At 62.3% G+C, this 22,043-nt stretch carries 18 protein-coding genes; 1 reads left to right on the forward strand and 17 read right to left on the reverse strand.

Annotated elements, in window-relative coordinates:
* Positions 1 to 254: 254 nt before the first annotated feature.
* Positions 255 to 1,220 carry an endonuclease/exonuclease/phosphatase family protein gene (locus MYCSM_RS27890; RefSeq protein WP_015309529.1) on the forward strand — a complete coding sequence of 322 codons (966 nt, stop codon included), beginning with the start codon at positions 255 to 257 and terminating at the stop codon, positions 1,218 to 1,220.
* A 19-nt stretch (positions 1,221 to 1,239) separates the two neighbouring features.
* On the opposite strand, the gene MYCSM_RS27895 is transcribed toward MYCSM_RS27890, so the two are convergent.
* The 17 genes from MYCSM_RS27895 to MYCSM_RS27985 all read right to left on the reverse strand — a co-directional run bounded on the left by MYCSM_RS27895 (position 1,240) and on the right by MYCSM_RS27985 (position 21,928).
* Positions 1,240 to 1,998, reverse strand: a complete 759-nt coding sequence (locus MYCSM_RS27895) for a glycoside hydrolase family 16 protein (protein WP_015309530.1) — start codon at positions 1,996 to 1,998, stop codon at positions 1,240 to 1,242.
* Between the two features lie 174 nt (positions 1,999 to 2,172).
* Complete coding sequence (locus tag MYCSM_RS27900; RefSeq protein ID WP_015309531.1) at positions 2,173 to 3,543, reverse strand: GH39 family glycosyl hydrolase; 1,371 nt, start codon at positions 3,541 to 3,543, stop codon at positions 2,173 to 2,175.
* A 700-nt stretch (positions 3,544 to 4,243) separates the two neighbouring features.
* On the reverse strand, positions 4,244 to 5,092 hold the full coding sequence (locus MYCSM_RS27910) for a hypothetical protein (protein WP_232425681.1): 849 nt from the start codon (positions 5,090 to 5,092) through the stop codon (positions 4,244 to 4,246).
* Positions 5,089 to 6,594 (reverse strand): KamA family radical SAM protein, encoded by a 1,506-nt coding sequence (locus MYCSM_RS27915; protein WP_015309534.1) that lies wholly within the window; start codon positions 6,592 to 6,594, stop codon positions 5,089 to 5,091. Before MYCSM_RS27915 ends, MYCSM_RS27910 begins: the two co-directional genes overlap by 4 nt.
* Entirely contained in the window at positions 6,591 to 7,979 is a 1,389-nt protein-coding gene (locus MYCSM_RS27920) for a flavin monoamine oxidase family protein (RefSeq protein ID WP_015309535.1), read from the reverse strand. The genes MYCSM_RS27915 and MYCSM_RS27920 overlap by 4 nt, the downstream gene beginning before the upstream one ends.
* Positions 7,976 to 8,197, reverse strand: a complete 222-nt coding sequence (locus MYCSM_RS27925; protein WP_015309536.1) for an acyl carrier protein — start codon at positions 8,195 to 8,197, stop codon at positions 7,976 to 7,978. Before MYCSM_RS27925 ends, MYCSM_RS27920 begins: the two co-directional genes overlap by 4 nt.
* Positions 8,194 to 9,702, reverse strand: coding sequence for an AMP-binding protein (locus MYCSM_RS27930; protein ID WP_232425682.1), 1,509 nt, complete (start codon positions 9,700 to 9,702; stop codon positions 8,194 to 8,196). The genes MYCSM_RS27925 and MYCSM_RS27930 overlap by 4 nt, the downstream gene beginning before the upstream one ends.
* 82 nt (positions 9,703 to 9,784) lie before the next feature.
* A complete protein-coding gene (locus MYCSM_RS27935; protein WP_015309538.1) occupies positions 9,785 to 11,923 on the reverse strand; it encodes a hypothetical protein in 2,139 nt (712 codons plus the stop codon).
* Positions 11,911 to 13,257 carry a lipopolysaccharide biosynthesis protein gene (locus MYCSM_RS27940; protein WP_157681412.1) on the reverse strand — a complete coding sequence of 449 codons (1,347 nt, stop codon included), beginning with the start codon at positions 13,255 to 13,257 and terminating at the stop codon, positions 11,911 to 11,913. The genes MYCSM_RS27935 and MYCSM_RS27940 overlap by 13 nt, the downstream gene beginning before the upstream one ends.
* 43 nt (positions 13,258 to 13,300) lie before the next feature.
* Positions 13,301 to 14,098: a polysaccharide deacetylase family protein gene (locus MYCSM_RS27945; protein WP_015309540.1), complete on the reverse strand. Its 798-nt coding sequence runs from the start codon at positions 14,096 to 14,098 to the stop codon at positions 13,301 to 13,303.
* Positions 14,095 to 15,063 (reverse strand): glycosyltransferase family 2 protein, encoded by a 969-nt coding sequence (locus tag MYCSM_RS27950; RefSeq protein WP_015309541.1) that lies wholly within the window; start codon positions 15,061 to 15,063, stop codon positions 14,095 to 14,097. Before MYCSM_RS27950 ends, MYCSM_RS27945 begins: the two co-directional genes overlap by 4 nt.
* On the reverse strand, positions 15,060 to 15,506 hold the full coding sequence (locus tag MYCSM_RS35380) for a hypothetical protein (protein ID WP_232425683.1): 447 nt from the start codon (positions 15,504 to 15,506) through the stop codon (positions 15,060 to 15,062). Before MYCSM_RS35380 ends, MYCSM_RS27950 begins: the two co-directional genes overlap by 4 nt.
* Positions 15,507 to 15,526: 20 nt before the next feature.
* Positions 15,527 to 16,513 (reverse strand): NAD-dependent epimerase/dehydratase family protein, encoded by a 987-nt coding sequence (locus MYCSM_RS27960; RefSeq protein ID WP_015309543.1) that lies wholly within the window; start codon positions 16,511 to 16,513, stop codon positions 15,527 to 15,529.
* A 193-nt stretch (positions 16,514 to 16,706) separates the two neighbouring features.
* Positions 16,707 to 17,549 (reverse strand): glycosyltransferase family 2 protein, encoded by an 843-nt coding sequence (locus MYCSM_RS27965; RefSeq protein WP_015309544.1) that lies wholly within the window; start codon positions 17,547 to 17,549, stop codon positions 16,707 to 16,709.
* Positions 17,550 to 18,029: 480 nt separating this feature from the next.
* Positions 18,030 to 19,817, reverse strand: coding sequence for a glutamine--fructose-6-phosphate transaminase (isomerizing) (gene glmS / locus MYCSM_RS27975; RefSeq protein WP_015309546.1), 1,788 nt, complete (start codon positions 19,815 to 19,817; stop codon positions 18,030 to 18,032).
* Positions 19,818 to 20,009: 192 nt separating this feature from the next.
* Positions 20,010 to 20,654 carry a LuxR C-terminal-related transcriptional regulator gene (locus MYCSM_RS27980; RefSeq protein ID WP_232425684.1) on the reverse strand — a complete coding sequence of 215 codons (645 nt, stop codon included), beginning with the start codon at positions 20,652 to 20,654 and terminating at the stop codon, positions 20,010 to 20,012.
* Between the two features lie 506 nt (positions 20,655 to 21,160).
* Positions 21,161 to 21,928: a LuxR C-terminal-related transcriptional regulator gene (locus MYCSM_RS27985; protein ID WP_051073827.1), complete on the reverse strand. Its 768-nt coding sequence runs from the start codon at positions 21,926 to 21,928 to the stop codon at positions 21,161 to 21,163.
* Between the last annotated feature and the right edge of the window lie 115 nt (positions 21,929 to 22,043).

A 22,043-nucleotide genomic window follows, 5' to 3' on the forward strand; every position in this document is an offset into this window, starting at 1 on the left:
AGGCCACGGCTGTCCTCGGGTGACAACAACCGGCTTCTGCTCTCGACTCGTAGGCTGAGAATCAGTCAGTGGAAGGAGGGCAGAATTCGGTCGACGCAGGCTCAGTTTTCAGACGCCACCACAACCATCGGCATTTCTCGGAAGGGCCGATTTCATCGACCCGAATACCGACCACGCGACGACGATAGCGTCGCATCCGGTGTGTTCGACCGGAATGCAACACAGAAGGTGCGAATAAGCGCAATATGCCATCCATGACTCCGGGTGTGCTCAGGACGGCCATCGGCCTCGTCGCGCTCGCGATAGCTTGTTGGGCCTTGGCGTCACGGTACCTGCCCGTTACCAACCACGCCGTGATGATTACGGCGGCGCTTTTCCCATACCTGATGCTGTGCGGACCCGTAGCTGTGGTTTTACTGATCCTGGCCGAGCGCTGGATTTTCGTCGTGGTCGCACTCGCATTGACTGTTGCCATGCTAACGATCGAAATTTCTCTGTACTTGGCTTCCGATATCACTCGCAGCGAAAGCGTCGTAGTTCGGGTGATCACGGCAAACCTCCGCTACGGGCTGGCCGATCCAGACAATCTCGTGAGATTGGCTGAGACACAGGCGGATGTTCTCGCATTCCAAGAGCTCACCCCCAAAGCAGTTGACCGCCTATCCGAAGCTGGGTTGGACGCGGTATTTCGATACCGGTGGCTCGAGCCACGGAGGGGGGCTTCTGGAGTCGGCTTGTGGAGTCGGTTCCCGGTGCACGACACCAGGCGGATAGACGGTTACAGCATGGCGTTCGTAAGCGCGCGAATACGGGTCGCAGGCACTTCAACCGATCCCAACGTCCTTGTCGTCCACCTGCCCGGTCCCTGGCCGCAGCCGATCGATGATTGGCGTCGCGACCTGGATCGTTTGCCGGCTACCTTGGAGGAGTTCGCGCAGAGGGCGGGGGGCGGTGCTGTGATCGTTGCGGGAGACCTGAACAGCACCATCGACATGCGGCCATTTCGCGGTCTGCTGCGCAATGGCTATCGGGATGCGGCCGAACAATCCGGGGCAGGGATCAAGCCCACTTTCCCGGCCGACTGGCGGCTACCGCCATTCGTTGCCATCGATCACATCCTGACTCGCGGCTGCACCGCCAATTCAGTGCGCACGATTAAAGTCCCCGGTTCGGATCACCGAGGCCTCGTTGCGACGCTGATGATTCCGGCGTCACCCTGAAGCCGGCGGTGGCCCATTCTCATGTTGTGACGAGTGGATACTGGCGTGCCCAATCGACGATCTGCTGACCACCCTGGCTGATGTCGCCGCCGAAATTGTCGAGCTGCATACACATCCTCATCAGACCGGTTGGGATGTGCGCTGTGTTCGTGGTCTCCCACCATTGCGCACCGTCGACGAAGGTGGCGATCCGCTGGGGGCTCCATTCAACAGCCCAGCTGTGCCACTGCGTGGCGTCGATCCGGATATGGCCGGCTTCTTGCGCGCCGTATCCGTAGTGAACAAAGGCGTCGACGTTCTGCCGCGTGGGATCAGCAATTTCCATAAAGTCGATTTCACCACCACCTGACCGGGCTGGCCACAGCAACAGCACGGAATGGTAGTTCGGTGACGCCGCCGGCGATTTCACGCAGACTTCCCAGCGGCCGTACGTCTGCCCGGGACTCCACGACATTCCCTCGGAATCACCCTGGGGGTCACCGGTGATCGTCAACACTCCGTCGGCAACAGAAACCGCGTTGGGGGTACGGCGGCCGTTTCCGTCGTGTCCCGGACCGTTGTAAAGGTTCCAACCGGCGAGCGACGATGGGCCGTCGAAATCGTCCGATTGGTTCGGCGAGCCCCAGCCGTAGGCGGCGGCCGCTGTCGCCGGGCAGTTGCCGGGAGCGGCCTGCGCAAGCGCCGCGTGGCAGACCACTCCCATCGCGACGCACAGCATTGTGCCCAATGACGCGAGGACCGTGCGGGGCCACCGGAGAAATTCGCCACGCATGCACATAGGGCCGAGTGTACTGAGCTGGCACACAGTTAGCCAGCTTCGATCTGGTATACGGAAATAACCAGGCAACTGCCCTTCAAATAGTCATATCTTATTTGCTAGCGCGGATGGTGGTACTGGGCCGACGGATGGGTCGGTCACGGGGAGCGAAAGATGATCCGGACTTCCGCGCACCTAGGGTTGCGCCATGACCCACCGCGTCTGGTAGGCCGACCACTCGATTTGCCGACCGTCAACCGAGGCGCCGATCGTCTTATCGGTGGTGTTGACGATCACGAGTGCGCGGTCAGACCCGAGCGCGAGGAGCCCGTCCGCCACGTGCACCTTTCGACGCACGACATTCGGTGGAAACCAGCGGACGAAGCGCTGGAGGACGTCGGTGAGGAAGGGCAGAGGCTGACCACCGTCGGTCTCCCGGGTGTCCGTCCACAGGCACCCGGCACATTTCGCTCCGTCCGGGCGCGGGTTCCAATACAAGACCGTGTTCGCTCCACTACTCGCCAGCTCGATCATCGCGGCGACGCGCAGCGCAATCTGATGCTCCGGTGACCAGCCTGGCTTGGCCGGTTCGACATACCACTCCGACCACCATATAGGCACATCGACCTGCGTTCGGAGCCAAGCATTGACTGCGGCGAACTTCTGCACGACGGTGAACTCGTCGGGGGCGCCCGGTCCCGTGGTCGCGTGGCCGTCGACCACGACGAAGTCGGCGCCCTTCCGCAGTAGCCTCCAGTAGACGAAGGCGTCGACGGACCGTTGGTCCACTGCCCCCCAGGTGCCCTGCAGCTGCGGAGAGCTGTCAGGGGAACCCACCGGTTTGCTCTCGAACGAGAGGTAGGGGCCGCCGACCTGGTTTGCCGGATCCACCGCCTTCACCGCGTCGTAGACGATGTTGTAGAGGTCGGTGTATCCCTTCGCGTCCCACCGGTTGAGCTCGTCGTCAAAGAATCCTTTGAACTCGTTCCAGACGAGAAAATGGCGAACGGACGGATAGCGCGTGGCCACTGCGGCGCTCAGGGCGGCGAAGTCAGCGAAGTGTTCGCGGCGTGGCGCGTCTTCCAAGCGGCCCCAGTTGGTCGCCCCGGCCTCGCCGCCTTTCATCCAGTCCGGTGCACAGCACAAGACGATCACCGGAACCCCGCCACTGCGGCTTATGAAGTCCATCCGACGGTCCAGACTGCGGAAATCGTACTGGCCAGGCGAGGGTTCAGGGTTTTCCACGCCCCAGCCCATGATGGCCTGGGCCTGCACCATCGGCAGCGACTTGATCGCCTCCTCAGCACTGGCAACCGCCCGCGGCTCCCCCTCGTCGGCGCTGAACTGAGTGTGAGTAAACCCCCAGCCAGGCCACTCGATGTCGCCGTGGCCGTTGGAAGCGGGAGGCTCATGGGACCGAACGCACGTAGCAAGGGCTAACGCCACTGCCAATGCGACGAGCACGCCCGCGGTGATCCGCCGGCGGATTCCATTTCGGACACCCTGCCCTTTCCGGATGTGGCGCGCTATGACCACACACCCCCAGGTCCTGTCGTCGGCCGACATCGCGACTGCCCTATCTGGTCTGCCGCTAGCCGAGCGGCAACGACCACAGGATCACATCGTGAATTGTTTCGCTTGTCTCTGACGTCGCTCAGTCGACGGGCGCCACAGCCTTGCAGTAGACGAGCGAAATCTGGCGGAGTGATCCCGGCGAGCATAGGGAAGAACGGACTTTGATCATCCGCGTCTGTCGTCGCGGCCGCCATGCGGTGGCGGGACCGTTTCAGGCCAAGACAATTCCGCCGCTGAGTCGGTCCGCTCGACAACAGGGAAGGGCAACCGGTCGAGTGTGCGCGCCGCGGGGTCATCGGGTCCCTGATGGCCGCGGCGCAGGGATCCGGCGTCGCGAAGAGGGCGCTAATGGTCGCGGTTGCGTTGCTGCAGGCGGGGGGGACCCGCCTGGGGAGGCGCCGTATCCGTCGAGGTCCTCCATTGGTGCCTGGCCTGTTCTTCACCCGCCGTCTCGGGTTAATGCATGCCTTGTTCCGTACTCGGGATCTGAAAAGGGCTCTTGCGGGATACTCGATCGGAGTTTCAGGAATAGCGCAATGTCTAAGGCCATGAGAATGAGATATATGGCTATGGCTGCAACGACAAGCATGATTGTTGTGCGTATCAACAATTCCACCATGTCGATCCAATTCCTTTCTCATCGTTGAATTCGTCAATTGGGTGGTAGGCGCCATAAGTCGAGTGGCCCCGGCTACCAGGGCACACACACAAGCTCGCTATAGAGGTAGTCGATCTGCCCGGGTTCCAGGCTCTCGCTGCGGTACGCCTTGGGCCAGTTGTTCAGCTTGAACGACAAATATGGCTCGTGCTCGATGATCCGTAGCTCAGCCAAGGTCGCCACCAGCCCATGCCGAAGCAACAGATGACGGGTCAGTGGGATCAAGGCACGATGGAAGAGTTCAGGATTGCTGACGTGCAGGAGGATAGCGAACACGGGTGCACCCCTGTACCGAACTTTCCGGTACATGACGTAGCAGGTGTCCTGGCCACGCGTTAGCACGAGGTGATGCACCGCGAGAGCAAGTGCGTGGTCGCGATAGAGCTTTAGCTCCGTCCCGGCTAGCGTTCTTTCGATAACGTCTGGGTCGGCACTGATCCTCGTCCGGCCCGGCAGGGTAGGCCACGGCAAGTTGGGAATGAGCGCCGCAGACGTGTCAAAAAAACGGAACCTGAACCAGGGGAGCATCTCCTGCGGTCTCTTGGCGGGCGACAGGATTGTGAAGTTGTAACCCTCCTGCGCCAGCACCGCATTGACGAGCGAGATGCTCTGGGACCGGTAGTCGGGCAGCACGCACCAGGATCCCAAGTTGCAGAACCGCTCCAACCGTCCTGCCACCAGCCGCTCGGAGTAGAGAGCCAATAATGTGCCTACAACACGCTGCCCGTCCCGGAGCATGAATCCGTGATTGGGTGCCTCCCCTTTCCATGGCACCGTCGAGCATGCCAGAGCCCAAGGAACTCGGTCATTGTGGTTGGTGTGCAAGAAGTCCGCCACCGCTGCCACGTCTGCGTCCGTGATCGGAGCCAACTCGACGGTCATCTCGCTCCCCTTTCTGACCCGCATGACTGACGTCCGTCAGGTACCGCGCCGCTGACCGTGGCGGGGGTGACTGACTCATATTCGACCAAAATTGCTGTGCCACATGGACGGTGGCAATTCTTCCGCCACCATGCCTGCCCTGACGTCGGCAGAGTGTCGATCGGATCGTAGAACGGGTAGACCTGATCCAAGGCATCGACATCCGTTGCATCCAAACCGGTTCGATAATTTTTGTTCCAATATGAGATGCCACGGGTCCGGTCGTAACGCACCACCTGATGGACCCACCGTTTACCTACATAGGGAACATCGCATACGAGTCGCGGCGTCGCATAGCCGGGCAGATAGCCCATGATCGCCAACTGCAACTCTTGAGCTTCCCACAGTGCGATCCGCCAGTGTTCGGCGTTGGGGATCATGTCGCACATGTAGAAGTAGTACGGCAGGATGTTGGCTTCACCCTGCAGCGCGAAGCACAGGTCGAGCAGGTCGTCCACGGTGGCGTTCACCCCTCGCAACAACACCCCCTGGTTACGCACGTCTCGCAGCCCCGCGTCGAGCAGCGCCCGGGCCGCCGCCGCAACCAGCGGAGTCACCGACTGCACATGGTTGATGTGCGTGTGCAGTGCCAGGTTGACCCCGCGGGCAGCGGCAACGTGCGCCGTGCGATTAACTCCGTCGAGCACCTTCGCTTGCAACCAGTGCTGCGGCAGGGCGGCCAATGCCTTTGTCGCCAAGCGGATGTCGCGGATGGTGTCAATGTCGAGCAACTGCATGACAAACGATTCCAGTCGCGGCCACGGGACGTTCGCCACATCCCCGCCGGACACCACGACATCGCGCACCGTCGGTGTGGCGCGCAGATAGTCCAGCATGCGGTCCTGCCGGTCGGCCGGATGCAAAGTCAGCCTGGCCTTGCTGATTGTTGGTGTGGAATTGCCGACCAGATCCATCCGCGTACAGTGCCCGCAATATTGCGGACAGGTCGATAACATTTCGGCGAGTACCTTGGTCGGGTATCGATGGGTCAGGCCCTCCACCACCCACATGTCGCTCTCGTGCAACGAATCTCGCTCGGCGAATGGGTGTGAGCCCCACTCCGGATCTCGATCACTGAGCACTGGCAGCATGTAACGCCGGATCGGATCGGCATAGAACGCCTCGGTGAGCCCGCGGCGTCCCATCGCACAATTGGGGGCCATGGTGTTGAGCATCTGCGGCGGCAGCAACATCGACATGGTCGCCCGTTGTTGCTGATCGGCCGCCAGGTCGGCATAGAACCGCTCATCGAGCAGATCGCCAGCCACCACGCGAAGCTGCCCGATGTTCTTGACCGAGTGTGCCCGCTGCCATTGCGGATCTCGCCATTCGGATTCGGTGACCGTCGCCCAGCCTGGGTAACGACGCCAGTCGGGTTCTGACAACTCCTTGCGCACATAGGCATACGGCTGGTCGGTGGTGGCGGTAAAGCCAGCACGCGGGGGGTCGGTGAGGATTGTCATAGCGACAGCACCTTTCGTGAAACGGTCGCCGGTTCAGCGCCGTGGATCAATTCGGCTGCGACTCGTCGGCCCGACCTAATCGCACCCTCCATCAGCCCAAAGAACTCCAGGCTGGTTTCGGTGCCCGCCCAGTGGACGCGGCCATGCGGTGTGGTCAGTGTCGGGCCCAGCCGCAACCAATCGCCGGGGCCAAACAGGGCGGCATAGCATCCCCTGCTGTATTTCTCAGCCAGCCAGTCGGTCACCGTGCATTGGGACGGTGGCGGCAACTCGGGGAAGAGACGGCCGGTGTGGGCCAGCGCGGCGTCATGCTGCTGGGCCGACGACAGCGCGCTGAAGGTCGATGCCGGAGCGCCGGTGACGAATCCTGTGAGCACGCCTGCAGATTCATCCGGTGGAGAATCATCGACCGTGGACAGTAGCGGCCCGTTTGTACTCACGGACCATCCGGACAACCCGTGCGAACGCCACAGCGGAGCGGGATAGCTCAGATGTACCTTGACCCCGCAGCCGCGGCCGGTGGCCGCCGTCGCCCGCGGCGCGAGCAGGGCTGGCCGGAACTCGATCCGCTGCGCCAACAGCGGCGGTATGGCGACGACGACTTGGTCGGCCCGATACTCGGAGCGTGCGCCATCAACAGCCGAAACGCAGTGCACCGCAACCTCATCGGCGTCCTGGTCGATCGCAGCAACGGGATGCCGTAACCGCACCCGCTCGCCGAGCCGGTCAGCGAGCGCCTCGCAAAGCAGATGTGAGCCGCCATCAATTCGCCACTGCTGGGCCCCGCCCTCGAAGGCGTTGAGGTAGCGGATCCCTCCGCCAGAGCGCAGATAGAAGGCCATGTGCAGAACCGAGATCGCCGCTGGATCGGCCGCCATCATTTCGCCGATGAACAGCGGGAAGAACGTCCGCGCATCCGGATACTTGACCTCGTCGGCAAGCCACTGCGCTGCTGTTAGCTGGTCGAGTTGCTCCGCGCGTGGACTCTCCCACGGCGCATCGGGCCGCACCTGCCCAACGAGTTCCTCGAGCCGATCGAACAGATCGCCGAGCGCGACGGCGTTGAGCGGGGGCACCCTGCTCGCAGACGTCGTTCGCTCATCCGAAACCAGAAATGTGCTGTCCCCGATCATCGCTGTGGAGGCCAGATCGAGTCCGTGCTCACCCAACAGTGCGAGCAGTTCGGTGTGCAGCATACCCAGATAAGCAGCACCTCCATCGGCGACGACACCGGCGGACACCGGAATGCCGTGCATCCGACCGCCTACCCGATCACGTGCCTCAAGCACGGTGACGTCCGTGCCCGCCTCCGCCAAATCGACAGCAGCGGTCAGTCCGGCCAGGCCCGCACCGACGACGACAACGCGCATGTCTCCCCGGTTCATGGCGCTACGGCAGTAACTTTGGCGAATAGCCCCTCCGGCGAGGGGTTCTCGAGGAAGTCCTCGTAATACAACTCCGTCCCGAAATCCCGGGCAATCGCACTGAGCACCCGGGTCGCCAGCAGTGAATCACCGCCGAGTTCGAAGAAGTCAGAATTCGCATTCACCTCAGGGGTGCCGAGGATCCGTCCGAAAATCTCGACGATGTGGCCAGCGCTCATACATGTACTCCTTTGCTGTCGTAGTCCGCTGCGGCACGTTGCGTTGCCGCCCGATCAACTTTGCCGCTTGACGTGTAAGCGAGTGCGTCGACGAATTTCACCCTGTTGGGCACGAATTGGCCGGGTAGGCGCTCTCGTAGGTAGCGTTTCAGTTCAGCCGGAGCAATCGCTCCGGCCGGAACGACGAACGCCGTCAACGACGTGCGCCCGAGTAGCCGTTCGCCGACCACGACGGCACCCGCGACTGCGGGGTGGGTGTTCAGCTGTGCCTCTACCTCAGCCGGATGTACCCGCACACCAAGGACTTTCACCTGTTCGTCAGCGCGGCCGCATGGATATAGCAGCCCGCGTTGACCGCGGGTCACCAAATCTCCGGTCTGGAACCACCGGGTCAGTCCAGATCCGTGGTCGGCGACCGGGAATCCGGTCGCCGTGAGTTCCGGCAAACCTAGATATCCGGTGGCCAAAGAGGGGCCTGACACCAGCAGTTCACCTTCATCGGTGACGTGATCGCCCACATGGGGCAGCGGACGACCCAGTGGCGCCTCGGCGTCGTAAGCCACAACTTCTGGTTCGGCGCCAGGGCCGCTGAGCAGCACCGCGTGGGTGATCATCGTCGTCTCGGTGCACCCGTAGGTGTTGAGCAACCTGACGTGTCCGACGTCGAGATCACGCCACTGTCGCAATCTGGTCGGATCAACCCGCTCGCCGCCGATCACCACCAGTCGGACGCTGTCTGGCAGTGCCGCTCGCTCCTCGTGCAGGAAGAGCACAAGTTCGTGCCAGAACGCAGTCGGCAAGTCGAGCACCGTGACTTCGCGTTCCGCTAGAAAGTGCACAAAGGGACGGAATGAGCCGCAATGGGCCGCGTCGTCGAAAAGCACTGTCGCACCGGTTGTTAATGCGGGCAAGATCTCCTCCAAGCAGGTGTCCCAGCCGAGCGAGGCGAATTGGAGCACGCGGTCCTCGGGCGTGAGCGCGAAGAGGTGACGCAGCGCGCGTACCGTGACGGTCAGGGCATGCCGCGAGACCACCACCGGCTTCGGCATCCCGGTAGAACCCGAGGTGCACAGCACGTACGCTGGATCGCTCGGGCGCCAAAGAGGCTGCAGCGGTGCGGTATCCGTGGCCACTGGATCCTCGTCGAGATGCTCGATCCGCAAGTTCGTTGGTTCGTGCGGATCGCAAGTTATCGCAAACAGACGATTGAGGCCGAGTACCGCTGCGAGCGCCTCTTTGCGGGCAACCGGAAGTGCGGCGTCGATAGGGCAGTAGGTCGCGCCGGCTTGCAGTATCCCAAGAAGGTGCTCGCCCACAGCGGGTGTGTGCGACACCAACGTACCGATCAGACCGGATGGCCCGTCGGCGGTGAATCGGCGTAGCCGGTAGCGGGATGCGGTAAGACGGACCCGCTCTGCGAGGTCCCGATAGGTGATGGCGCTGCCGTTGTGCACCATGGCAGGTCGGTGAGGCCAATCTCGGGCCGCGGCGGCGAAGTCCGCCATCACATCACCGACGACATGGGTGTCGGGAGAATCTATAGCAGTGTAAGGAAAAGCGGTGTGCGACATGGTTTCTTCCTCGACCTCATGAAATCAGCAATACGAATCGCTCGAAGACGACGAGCACAAACCCAACCAAAAGCGGCACCGCGGCGAAGGTAAGTGGGCGCAGCCGCCTGAGCTCGTCAGGTGCCAGGCGAACTCCCAACGCCTCACGCGTGCCCAGAACGCCCAACAGCATGACCAGAAACGCCACACCCAGCGGGGTCCAAGGCGTACGCCACAGCTGCAATCCAGTTGGCGGTGGCAGGACAGGCTTGGCTACCGACCCTGGGGGCCAATCGAGGGTATAAACAGCCGCGTCCGCGTTCTCGACAACCACCCGAACCCCGGGGGCGGCGGCTAGCGCGTGGCGAAGTCGCTCGCCCCAATCCTTCGGGTATTCCTGGCCGATTTCAAGAAACGCCTCCTGGCTCCGCGTGGTGATCAGGAATGTCCCCGGCCCTTGATCCCTCAGGTTCCGCAGCACCTCTGTCACGTCGGACGGATCGATCGGCGCCTTCATGTTCACCAGCCGGACCCTTTCCAAGTCGCGGTAGCCGAGCGGCATGAAGGGGGGATAGTCGACCTCTGACACATTGGAGGTGTAAAGGAACTTGACGATGCCAGAATTTTCCTCGTAGATCTTCTGGACCGCGCTGACCGCCCCGTCGGAAATCCGTTCGAACGCCTCGTTGCCATAGCGGGTGACGAAGAAGCACAACATCAAAACCAGCGCGCATACGCCGGCGCCGCATCGCGCAAGCGTCGAGGGACGCGATGTTGGGCAGGGAAAAAAGGCCAATGCGCCGAGCACGCACGCCGGAGCAAGCGCGAACAAGTAGACGCGCAAGGCCATCTCGCCGCCGTAGCTCTGCATGAGCGCCAGGCCGACGGGCGCGGCGGTCAGCACGAGGAGCACGCGGTCCTCGATCCCTCGCCGCCTCCGGCGAATGAGTCCACAGCCGGCCATAAGGAAGACCAGCACCGCCGAGACCATTCGGGCGCGGACGACCAGTTGGTGGTCGGCGTTGCCGAGGCTAGCTCGGCTCACTCCGTTCGAGGACACCGATCCACCGACATCCCCGACGCCACTCATCACCTCGTAGAAGTGGCCCGCCCAGTACGCCTGTGTCATATAGCTGATCCACGCCATAAGCATCACGCCGAGCAGCACGGGCAACCCCGTGAGCGCACACCGACGCGCGACGACCAGCCCGGCGGAGGTGATCAGCATGGCGAAAGGAGTCAGCTGGTGGCTGACGGTGGCCGTGGCGAACAGGCCCACCAGGACGGCAAGCACCACAATGCATTCCGCCGATCCAGCCGTCCGGCGCGGCAGCTCGCCTGGCGATGCATCGCCCCAAAGCCGTTGCCACAGCCTGCTTCCCCAACGAAAGGGCCTCGGAACATCCCACGACGTTGCGTGCGGCGTGCGGAACCACATGATGAGAAAGCCCACGAAGAGCAGGTAGAGCAGGAATGTCCAGCCCTGAGGGGAGAAATAGTCCTGCCCGACCCAATTGAGGAGGCAAAAGAACAAGGCCGCCAGCCACTTTGCCTGCCAGGACATCCGGAAGGTGGTCATCAGCAGCCCGAGCGCAACCAGGTACAGCAGGTTGTTCAGCACCGGCATCACGGTAAGGACGGTGCGCAGCGTCTCCAGCTTGCCCGAACCGATCCAGAACGCGGCGAGCCCGAAGAATCCGGGCCAGGACCATCGATAGTCGAGGGCCGGCGCCGTGGTCCCGGTGCGATTGACGAACTCGACGAAGCCGGCATGGGCCCATGCGATCTGAAAGCGCGGCGCGGACTCGAGCAGCATCGTGCTGCCGTGCAACATCAGGACAAGTAGCACCAATTGGGCACAGAGCAACCAGACGCAACGCTGCGGCAGTGAGAGCGCCCCAATGAAGCCGACGATATGAAGTCCTAGCCCGATCAACATCGACACTGGCAGGACTGAGATCAGCCCAAGACCGGTCATGGAGTCAATGTCAACGCTGCGCAACTTTGCGAAATAGAACGCGACTGCCACTACGGTCAGGACACACAGAATCGCCACGCGAACGCCCTGGCCGCCGCGCCGTCTAGGCCGCCCAGGCTGCGCTTCATCGGTGGTGGGCCGAGGAGCGACCACTGCTCCGACGAGTTGGCTGTTTTCCGCGTAGATCAGTTGAGACATATCGCCTCCTCGCGTGCATTGACCGGCGACGCAAGTCGCCGACGCCACCCGAGAAGCCTGCCAAGATCTGGAAGCACAACCAGCGTCACGATGAGCTGGCCTAGCAAAACTGCCACCCCTACTGCGGTCAACCTCGGATCACCGAAGTGCACGAACACCTCGTGGTAGTGCTGCGCGACCACAACCAGCCCCAACACCGTCACTGCCCGAAGGGTTTGCACCGCGATGATCCGCACTCGCCTGGTTCGCGCACGTAGCGTGCCGACGTAGATGTCCACCACCGCACTGGGCAAGCTGGCCAAGGCCAACAGCTGGAGCAACGGCACAGCGTCGAGGTATCCGGCACCGAGCAGCCCCATCGTGTACGGAGCTGCAAGGCTGATCGCGACAAATCCGACCAAAAGCAAACCCAGGGCTCGAGTGAGCGCAGATCGGCAATAGCCGGCCAAGCTCGAAGGGTCGTACACACCTTCCACCGCCATGGATACGGCCATGTTGACGGCCACCAGATTCATCATGATGGCGATGGACCAGGCCAAGAAGAAATACGCGTAGGTGTGCGGCGCGACACGGGATGCCACCAGCACCGGGACAACGAACATGGTCCCGTAAAGAACCAGCGCGCCCAGATAATCAGCGACGAAGAACCGGCCGATCTGTGCAGCCGAGAACTCGACCTCGTGCGTCGCCGTACGCACGTGTCTGGGCAGGAGCCTGCCGAAGATCAACAGGTTCACCGGGAACATGACGACGATCATGGGAATGATCCAGGAGAAGAACACCCCGGATCGGGGCATGGAATGGGCCAGCACCACCAGAAGCACGATCTTGGCAACGGCGAACGCGGCGTTCCAGACAGGCACCCAGACCGCCACCCTCAGTCCTGTCAATACGCTGTCCTGCAACGTGACGACGCTCGCGACAACCGCTGCGGCGACGAACCACATTCGCGTCTGGGGCTCGCGGAGCAGGTCGTATGCCGGCCCTCCCACGCGATTGAGGGTGAAAAGCAAGACGACGGCAAGCACGGCGATTGCGGCGGACGTGGCGAGGTAGGCGAACGCGACCACGGCGACCGTACGCCTTCCGGTGTTGGGGATGAAGCGATTCAGCGTGCCCGCGAAGTTGACCGACACCAAGCCCGTCAACAGCATCAACGCCGAAATGGCGGCCGATCCGCGACCGACATCGGAATCGTCGTAGTAGCGCGCCGCGAGGACCCAGTACACCAGACCGAGAACGCCCGAGATGGCGGTGTTGAGAACGAGGGCATAGGCGTTCCGCAAGAAGGGCTGGTCTCCCAGACGTCGCCGACCGGCCTCGGGCTTTGCCAAGACAGCAACCTCGTCGCTACCGGCTAGCGTCGTGCTCAATGGCTCATGCATGGGCCAGCACCCGCCTTCCGGCCCGTCGAGCGCTGCGTACAGACGCCCAACCTGCCGTCAGCAGGCGGTCCCGTCGGAAGATTCGCTTGTCGCCGCCGCTCATGATCGAGGCGAAGACGGTCTGGTTGGTGCTGCGGCGGATGGTGAGCCGCGGAAGCATGAAGATGTCGTCGGATGAGGTCGCTCGGACATTCCTCACGGCCGCTGCACAGCGATAGCCAGCCGCTCGAGCGGCGAGCCGTACCCGCGGAGTCGAGTAGCCGAAGGGATAGGCAAGGGCTCGGACCGGTGCACCGATGCAGTCCTCGAGCAGAGCCCGGCCGAGCCGGAGTTCTTGGCACAGCGTGCCGTCAGCGAGCTGGTCGAGCTGGGGATGGCTGTGGCTGTGGGCCCCGATTTCGATACCCGCCGCCGCGAGCTCGCGGACTTGCGCCCAGTTCAGCATCTGGCCCAGCGGCTTACCAGCTGCATTCCGGCCTGCGTCGGCGATCCAGCCGCTCGTGACGAAAACCGTCGCCGGAAAATCGTAGCGCCGAAGAGTGGGCCAGGCCGTGCATGCGAAGTCCGCGTATCCGTCGTCGAAGGTAAGGACCACCGGCCGCTCAGGCAAAGGTTTACCGGTTTCAAAGGCGTCGGCCAGGTCCGAGAAGGTCATGCCGGTGAAGCCGCGATTCATCAGGAAAGCAATTTGCTCGTCCAGTGAGCGTGGAGTAACGGAGAGACGTCGCGTTGCGGCTGAGGGGTTTTCGGAAACTGCGTGATACATGAGGATCGGAACCGACTCAGTCATTTCGCCTCCGTCAACACGGGTCGCCGGCGGAGGGGCACGCCGCCACGGGCATATCCCGCTGCAGCAGCGAGCAGTCCGACGGAGATGGCACACGAGCGCTCTATCCCGGCGCGATCCCCGCGCAGCGCCTCACCGAGCCCTCTCGCCATACCTCGCGTGAGGGTACGAGCGGTGTACGTCCGCTCGACCGAGAGCCCATCCGCGACGCCCACGCTGCGTGTCACGGCCGCCTTCGACAATCCCTCGGCAAAGCATCGGGAGCGGAAATAAGAGAACCGCTCCCGCTCGGCCGGCACGCGGTGCCAGATCACCGCCTGCGGTTCGAAGACGAATGTCCAGTCGGGGCGATGCTGGCTCACCCGGATACAGAACTCCGTCTCCTCGCAACCCAGAGGACGACGCTGCGCGGAGGTCCGGCCGATGTGACTCGGGAACCCGCCCGCCACCGAGAACACCTCGCGACGGAAGGAGGCGTTGCCACCAAGGAGGTTACGGACAGGGCCGGGTTCCCTGCCGGTGAACGTACAGCCCAGAACCCAGTCGAACTCTTCCGGGAACCACCGAGGGCGGGCGGATTCCCACAGCGGCAGCGTCGTACCGCCTACACCAACGATGCGCTCGTCGGTGTAGGCGTCGCGAAAGTGTCTGAGCCAGTCGGGGTGGGCCACAGCATCGTCGTCCAAGAAGGCCACCACGTCGCTGGAAGTCACTTCGACGCCCGTGTCCTTGCCGCCAGACAGCCCGCGCTGCTTCCGGTTCGCGACGACCGTCACGTCGGGCAGGGCTGTGCGCAGGCGGCGACAGAGGTCGGGATTGTGGTCGACGACGACGACGATCTCCTGTGGTGCCGTTGTTTGGCCCCGGACCGACGCTACGGCGGCGAGAACGTCGTCCCACCGATCGAATGTGTAGGCGCAGATCACCACGGATAGGGTGAGGGAGCGCTGGGGCGTTGCCGCGGTCATTCAGCATCTCTCTTCGTGCGTATCTGACGATGTGGCAGAGGATCACCGTTATCCGACGGCGGGAAATGATGGATTTCGGCACCCGGCCTACTAGTCGGCACCAGCCACAGCAGGGCTGCGATTAGACCCACGGCGACGACACCTGCACGAGGCGACCACGCGTTGGCCGACAACATTGATTGCACGACAAGGGCGTTGATAGCGACGGAGCCCGCAGCCCCCACGATCAGGGCGACAGCAGTTTTGGCGGTCGGCAGCATTCGAGCGATCGCGAGCGTAGGCGCTACCACCAGGAAGTAGGCCACGATCAACGTGTGACCGGAGCGTTCCGACGATTGCGCGACGCCCAGCCCGATCCCAAGTCCGCCGACCGCCGTCAATGCCGCGGCGGCCAAGGGGCCAAGGCGCGCCCGGTACCGTTTTCTGCCCGCGATGTCACTCACGTTCGCCATGACAACCCGCCTCAAACTCCGGCGAATGCGGCGGGATCGGGATCAATGATGTTGCGAAGCCAGCGGACCGTGCGTTCGATTCCCTCCGCGAGGTCGACGGCAGGTTTCCACCCGAGTTCCCGCTCGGCTTTACTCGCATCTAATGCGATGGTGTGCAATTCGCCGGTTCGCGCCGCGCCGTAGCACGGCGGCAACGCCCCATCGAGCACCGCAGCAATGAGCCGGTGGGCTTCTGCGACGCTGGTCTGCTTACCAGTGCCGATGTTATACACGCCGGTTGTACCGACAGGCGCCCGGGCGGCCCGCACAAAGGCGTCTACGACGTCATCGACGTATACGTAATCGCGGGTGGCGCTGCCGTCTCCGTATATGGTGCCGGAGCGGCCCATGACAATGGCACTGGCGAAAGCCGCGATCACGCCAGCCTCCCCCCGCGGATCTTGCCGCGGCCCATATACATTGGCCAACGCCAGGCAGATTGGGGCGATGCCGTACATCCCCGCGTAGGCACGCAGATACAGCTCACCGGCGAGCTTGGCGACCGCGTACGGCGATAGCGGATCGACCTGGCAGCTCTCCCCCACCGGCAGCGTCGCTGGTGCCCCATATCGTGATCCGCCAGACGCCGCATAGACGATGCGTTGCACGCCGGCATGCCGGCTGGCTTCACACAGATTGATCGTGCCCAAAACGTTATTGCGAGCGTCGAATTGGGGATCGGACACCGAAGCACGAAGGTCTACATGAGCAGCAAGATGGAAGATCACGTCGGGGTTGGTGCCAGCGACGACATCTCGGAGCTCTGGCGCTGAAACATCGAGCCGCAGAAACGTAAAGCGGCCAGGACTCATTCGGTTGAAGCGAATCGCCTGTGTGAGGTTGTCCGCATCGCCGGTACTCAGGTTGTCGATTCCAACCACCTGGTCACCGTCCGCCAAGAGACGGTCGACCAGGTTGGACCCGATGAACCCGGCGGCGCCGGTGACAAGGGCTCGCATTATCAGCAATCTCCTAACCTTGGGCGCATTGCGCGATCAGCTTTGTGGTGTCGGCGGAGCCGGGCGGGCCAGCGGCCCCGCCGACGGTGGATAACGTCGGTGGTCACTGCGGCCATCACAAGGCTTTTCGGCGGGGTACTCACCTCAATGTCGGTTCGGCCGACAAGATCGTCGCCGGTGATCAATCGCGTGCTCATTGCGCCTCTGACACCGGTGTCGAATCAAGATGAGTCGACGGGTTTTGAATGAGGCGTCTCGATTTACCCGCCTGCCTATGCCGCACAACAGTTTTCAGGACACGCATGCCGTCTCGAATTGCATGCAAATTGGATTTCCCTGCCCGCCTCGGCATCTCTAGGCTCGGCACCTCCGCGATACGCAAACCGGCCTGCATCGCGCGCACAGTCATCTCTGCCTCGATTTCAAACCCGCTCGCCGAGAGGGCAAGGTGATCGAGATAACGACGATGGAAGGCGCAGAAGCCGTAGCACAGGTCGGTGAGCGTGGTGCCATAAAGGGCGTTGAACACGCCGAGCAAGAATCGGTTACCAAGCCGTCGAAACGGAGTGATATCCAACGACCCGCCACCCACGATGAATCGTGATCCCTTCACGAAGTCGTACCCGTTCCTGAGGAAATGCAAGAAGTGCCGAATCTCTTGCGGCGCCATGCTGCCGTCCGCGTCCATCATGACGATGATGTCGCCCGTCGCAGCCCAGAAACCTGTCCGCAGTGCGCTGCCCTTGCCGACGCCTACCTCGGCCACCACCCGAACGTCGGGGCGGTAACTCCGGGCGGTGATCAACGTCGCGTCCGTAGAGTTTCCGTCGACCAGGATGATCTCGTTGACCTCGTCGGGGATCTGCTCCAGCACAAAGCCGATGTTCCGCGCCTCGTTCCGAACCGGAATGATCAAGCTGACAGTCGGTTCGATCTTCGCAACCGCACGTGACCGTTTACCTTTGACCTGATCGTCGTTGTGCCATCGTTCCTTTCGGGAACTCTTGAATCCGTTCTGGGACAATGTCTGGGTCATCGGATTTCTCCCCCAATCTGTCGGGCATGCAATGCTGCATCCCTCTTTCTCTTCCTAAGAGCAATCGCTCGGCGGATGCCATGTTTGAATCCGGCGCGGACTTCGCCAGGAACTGGTAGCAACATATGGTTTGGGAGCCACTTCTGGTCCTCTGGCGAAAGGCTGGAAACTTCGGCGCTGGTGTCTATGCACTCAACCCCGCACGTGTTCGGCCGACCGTCAAGCGCGAGTGCTTCTCGCAGAATGCAGTGCGCTGCAACGACTTCGCGACGAGCCGAAGCGGGGTCGGCCAATACAGTGGCTGCGGCGTCGATGGCCAACCGGGCGCACTCGGCCTGACGATGACCATCAATTCGGGCGAACGCTTCGCGCGCCCTTTCTAGTTCGTTCCAAGCGCGCTCGAGCGCCTCGGATGCGGTGGGTTCGTTCCCAGTCATCGTGGGCATGAGCGGACTCGTCTGCGGCTGGCGGTACATCGGATTACTCGACCGTCACTGATTTGGCGAGGTTTCTGGGTTTGTCGACGTCTCGGCCCAACGCCAGTGCGAGCGTGCGGGCCAGTACCTGCAGCGGTACAGCGGCGGCGATTGGACCCCACGGCGCATGTGGATCGTCGACTACGGGCACGGTGCTGCCTGCCGGACCAATAGTGATCACTCGACCACCCCGGGCCTCGACCTCCGCAACGTTGGTGGCCAGTTTTGGATCGGCGTTATCTACGACGACGACCGGAGTTCCGTTGCCTATCAGCGCGAGTGGTCCGTGTTTGAGTTCTCCTGCGGGGCAGTGCTCGGCCCATCGGTACGTGAGTTCCTTGAGCTTGAGCGCGCCTTCGGCCGCGTATGGCAGCCCCGATCCCCTGCCGATGAAGATGAAGCCGCCGGCCCCCTCAACTTCCTCGGTGAGCGGTGGCACCAAGCACTTGGCGACCGCGCCTGCAGCCGCAAGCTGATCTGGCAAGCGTCGAAGATCGTCGACCAGTCGAGCAGCCAACCGAGCGCTGAGCCGATCCATAGCGACGAGCGCGGAAATCATCAGCGCTGCACCGGTAATGATCTGACATATGAAGGTCTTAGTTGCAGCCACGCCGATTTCAGGGCCGGCGCCACATGTGATCATTGCGTCTGCTTGGCGTGCCAACGTCGAGTGCGAGCTGTTTGTAAGGGCCAAGAGAGGCGATCCAGCTACCGCTTCCGACTTGACAGCATGCAGAACGTCGGCCGTCTCGCCAGACTGACTGATCACCAAGCAGAGCTGATGTGCGTCCGCGATCTCCTCGGCCGCCTCGCTGCCGACAATGGTCGTAGCCGGTACACGGCCGAGGCGACGTACCAAGTTGCCGATCACATGTCCGGCATTGAGCGACGTGCCACACCCGATCACGCGCAGGCGTTCAAATGGGGCCAGTTCGAGTTCATTCCAGAGCGCCCCGGTCGCGATTCCGCGCTCGAGTTCATCGAGCAATCTGCCTGCGACTTCCGGTTGTTCGTCGATCTCCTTGGCCATGTAGTCGGTGTATCCGTTCAAGTCAGCGTCGCGACCTTGCCACGTAGATCGCGTCACTGCCGGTGGCAGAGCGGCGATTCCGCGATGGCTCCATCGATCGCTGCTTGTCAGATCGACGACGTCACCGTCATCAAGTACTCGATACTGGTCGGCCCAGTCGGCAATCGCCGCGAAATCACTTGCTGCGAAATCACCATCAGGAGTACGGGCGACCAGCAGCGGGGAACCGTGAGCCGCGACGGTGATCTGGCCCGTGCCCGCTTCGAGCGCGGCCAATGCCCACGAGCCCTCGACGCGGGTAAGTGCTAACTGCAGGGCCTCAAAGAGATCCCCGCAACGCGTCCGCGCATCTTCGATCAGGTGACACAGCACCTCACTGTCGACGGAGGACGTGAATCTGTGACCCGACGCCGCTAGGGCATTCCTCAGAGCGTCTGCGTTGTCGATCACGCCGTTGTGCACGAGGCTGATTTGTCCGGTGCAATCGGCGTGCGGGTGTGCGTTGGTCACCGTCACCCCACCATGGGTCGCCCAGCGGGTGTGACCAATCCCGACCCCATCGAACTGCGGGCCGGCCCAGTCGCGCACCAGGCTGTCAAGTGCTGCTACCCGGCCGACGGTTCGGAACCGCGCGAGATCGCCGGTGGTGGTTTGCAGAGCAATACCGACTGAGTCGTAACCGCGGTATTCGAGTCGGCGTAGCGCGACGCGCAAGTAGTCGACGGCGGGCTCATGCGTGCGGCACGCAACGATGCCACACATCAGAGGCACTCTTGGTGCGAGTAGGCCGACACCTGTCGTGGTGCCACTGGCGTCCGGCGGTGGGGAGCCAATCCGTTCGCCAGTGGCCGCCGATTACGGGCTCGAGCTAATTCACCAAGCACCACTTCACTATCAATGGTCTAGCGTTCGACGTATATGGACCATCAGACCCAATTTTGGTTAGACCATGGCCTAGTTCTTGCGTGCGGATCGTTCATACGACATGGCGCGGGAACGCGCCGCCGCCTCAGCACGCGTATTGACACCGAGCTTTGAAAGGAGGTTGTGCACATGGTTTTTCACCGTGTGCACGGCGATGTCGAGCTCTGCAGCGATATCCCTGTTTGACCGTCCTAGTTCCAGCATCTTAAGGATCTGGCCCTCGCGAGCCGTAAGGACTAGGCCCCGCCCCGGTCGTTGAGGCTGAGACGCCAGGTTCGACAGGCGCCGGAGCAAAACTGCCGATACCGGCGGCGGGAAGATCGATTTTCCACCAGCGACATTGTGTATCAACGAGATCAGGTCGTCGAGCGATTCGCTGCGCATGTGGTAGCCGACCACTCCTGCTTCGGCACATGCGATGATCTTCTCATCATCGTCTTCTGGAGTGCCCACAACGATGATCCGTGCCCCCGGACTGATGTCCGTCACTGCCTGCATCAACAGGTGACTATCTCGAGTCGCCATATTGAGCAACACCAGATCTGCACTTGTTGTGTCGAAAGATGCCACCAGCGAGTGTAAGTCCCACGCCATGCCCACGACGGCTATTCCCCGCGCGGCCAAGATGGCTGCGAGGTTCTCCCGAAAGAGGGTGCAATCATCGATGATCAACACTGCTTCGACGTCGAGCGGACCGTGCCACGTTGCGACATCGGGCGTCGGCTCCGGTGTGCTCGCTAGCTTCGCTGACCCTCGCGAAGTGTCGTGCCCCTGCCTTCTGATGTCTTTCGACGCATAATCTGACCTGCTTGGATTTCCATTGTCATCTATTGGCTGCCCGACGGCCGTCGGCGGGGCAACCAGCAAATCGCGCTGGCGCTGATCTCCCGGTGACGGCCAAAGCGCTCGGCTCAAGCGGTCAGCAACCATACTGACCGTGCGGGATCGGCTTGCTGCCATCCACAGTTCGGACGCTGCGCTCTCCGACATCGTCTATCCCCACGGCCCGAGGTCGCGCCTGGTCGTGAACGCACCCGATGAGAAGTCAGCCTTCAACGATGCGGGTTCAGACCACATCGCTTCTCGGGCGCCACCTAATGCGTATGGCACCAAACCACTATCAACCCACGGGTACGTGGCCGTATATGGGCCGTCGGACCCATTTTGAGGCGGTTCTGGGGCTAGATCTCGCCCGCCAGTTCATGATTCTGGCTGGACCTGAAATAGGCTGCTGCCTCTGCTCGGGTGCTGACCCCGAGCTTGCATAACACGCTGTGGACATGGTTCTTCACCGTGTGCAGCGCAATGCACAGGTGGTCTGCGATGTCCCGGTTCGAGAGACCTGATTCGAGCAATCGAAGGATCTGGATCTCGCGTGTAGTAAGCACTAGTTCTTTCACCTCAGGCTGCCGCTGAGAAGCAAGAGTCGACAGTCGCCTGAGCAGAATTGCGGAAACCTTTGGGGAGCAAAGCGACTCCCCGCCAGCGACCCTGGCCAGGAGGTTGAGCAAGTCGCCGAGCGACTCCGCCCGCAGATGGTAGCCGGACACGCCCGCTTCAGCACATGCGACGATCTCCGATTCGTCGTCATCCGAGATGCCGACGACGATCATCTTCGCTTCGGGGCACGTATCCCTCACCCGTCGAAGCAACGTCATGTTGTCGCGGGTAGCCATGTTGAAAAGAACAATCTCTGGCGCGGCTTCACCGAGCGCGGCACACAATGAGGGCACGTCCCACGCCATCGCCGGCTCGGAACAGCCATGGGCAGCGAACATGGCACCGAGGTTCTCACGATTCAGCTTGCAGTCATCAACAATCAGGAACCTGACGTCCGGAACAACAGTCCCGCCGTCGACCTGTACGACCGTACCCGAAGATTTTGCCGTTGCGAGCTTCCCGCGGCCGGCATATCCGTTGATACGTGCATCCGGATCATTGTTCCGCATAATCGGATAACCCAAAGCGTAGCCCTCAGTTGCCGAGTTTCGAAGCAGGCCGGACTGGCTGGATATACCAGTCGCCGACACCTCATACAACCGGTCGCATCCCCCCGGTCGAAGT

The organism is Mycobacterium sp. JS623, assembly GCF_000328565.1.
Classification (GTDB): Bacteria; Actinomycetota; Actinomycetes; order Mycobacteriales; family Mycobacteriaceae; genus Mycobacterium.

Coding starts and splice junctions, on each gene's coding strand:
- MYCSM_RS27890 (WP_015309529.1), top strand. CDS start 255: ATGACTCCGGGTGTGCTCAGGACGGCCATCGGCCTCGTCGCGCTCGCG.
- MYCSM_RS27895 (WP_015309530.1), bottom strand. CDS start 1,998: ATGTGCATGCGTGGCGAATTTCTCCGGTGGCCCCGCACGGTCCTCGCG.
- MYCSM_RS27900 (WP_015309531.1), bottom strand. CDS start 3,543: ATGTCGGCCGACGACAGGACCTGGGGGTGTGTGGTCATAGCGCGCCAC.
- MYCSM_RS27910 (WP_232425681.1), bottom strand. CDS start 5,092: ATGACCGTCGAGTTGGCTCCGATCACGGACGCAGACGTGGCAGCGGTG.
- MYCSM_RS27915 (WP_015309534.1), bottom strand. CDS start 6,594: ATGACAATCCTCACCGACCCCCCGCGTGCTGGCTTTACCGCCACCACC.
- MYCSM_RS27920 (WP_015309535.1), bottom strand. CDS start 7,979: ATGAACCGGGGAGACATGCGCGTTGTCGTCGTCGGTGCGGGCCTGGCC.
- MYCSM_RS27925 (WP_015309536.1), bottom strand. CDS start 8,197: ATGAGCGCTGGCCACATCGTCGAGATTTTCGGACGGATCCTCGGCACC.
- MYCSM_RS27930 (WP_232425682.1), bottom strand. CDS start 9,702: ATGGCGGACTTCGCCGCCGCGGCCCGAGATTGGCCTCACCGACCTGCC.
- MYCSM_RS27935 (WP_015309538.1), bottom strand. CDS start 11,923: ATGTCTCAACTGATCTACGCGGAAAACAGCCAACTCGTCGGAGCAGTG.
- MYCSM_RS27945 (WP_015309540.1), bottom strand. CDS start 14,098: ATGACTGAGTCGGTTCCGATCCTCATGTATCACGCAGTTTCCGAAAAC.
- MYCSM_RS27950 (WP_015309541.1), bottom strand. CDS start 15,063: ATGACCGCGGCAACGCCCCAGCGCTCCCTCACCCTATCCGTGGTGATC.
- MYCSM_RS27960 (WP_015309543.1), bottom strand. CDS start 16,513: ATGCGAGCCCTTGTCACCGGCGCCGCCGGGTTCATCGGGTCCAACCTG.
- MYCSM_RS27965 (WP_015309544.1), bottom strand. CDS start 17,549: ATGACCCAGACATTGTCCCAGAACGGATTCAAGAGTTCCCGAAAGGAA.
- glmS (WP_015309546.1), bottom strand. CDS start 19,817: ATGTGTGGCATCGTTGCGTGCCGCACGCATGAGCCCGCCGTCGACTAC.
- MYCSM_RS27985 (WP_051073827.1), bottom strand. CDS start 21,928: ATGCGGAACAATGATCCGGATGCACGTATCAACGGATATGCCGGCCGC.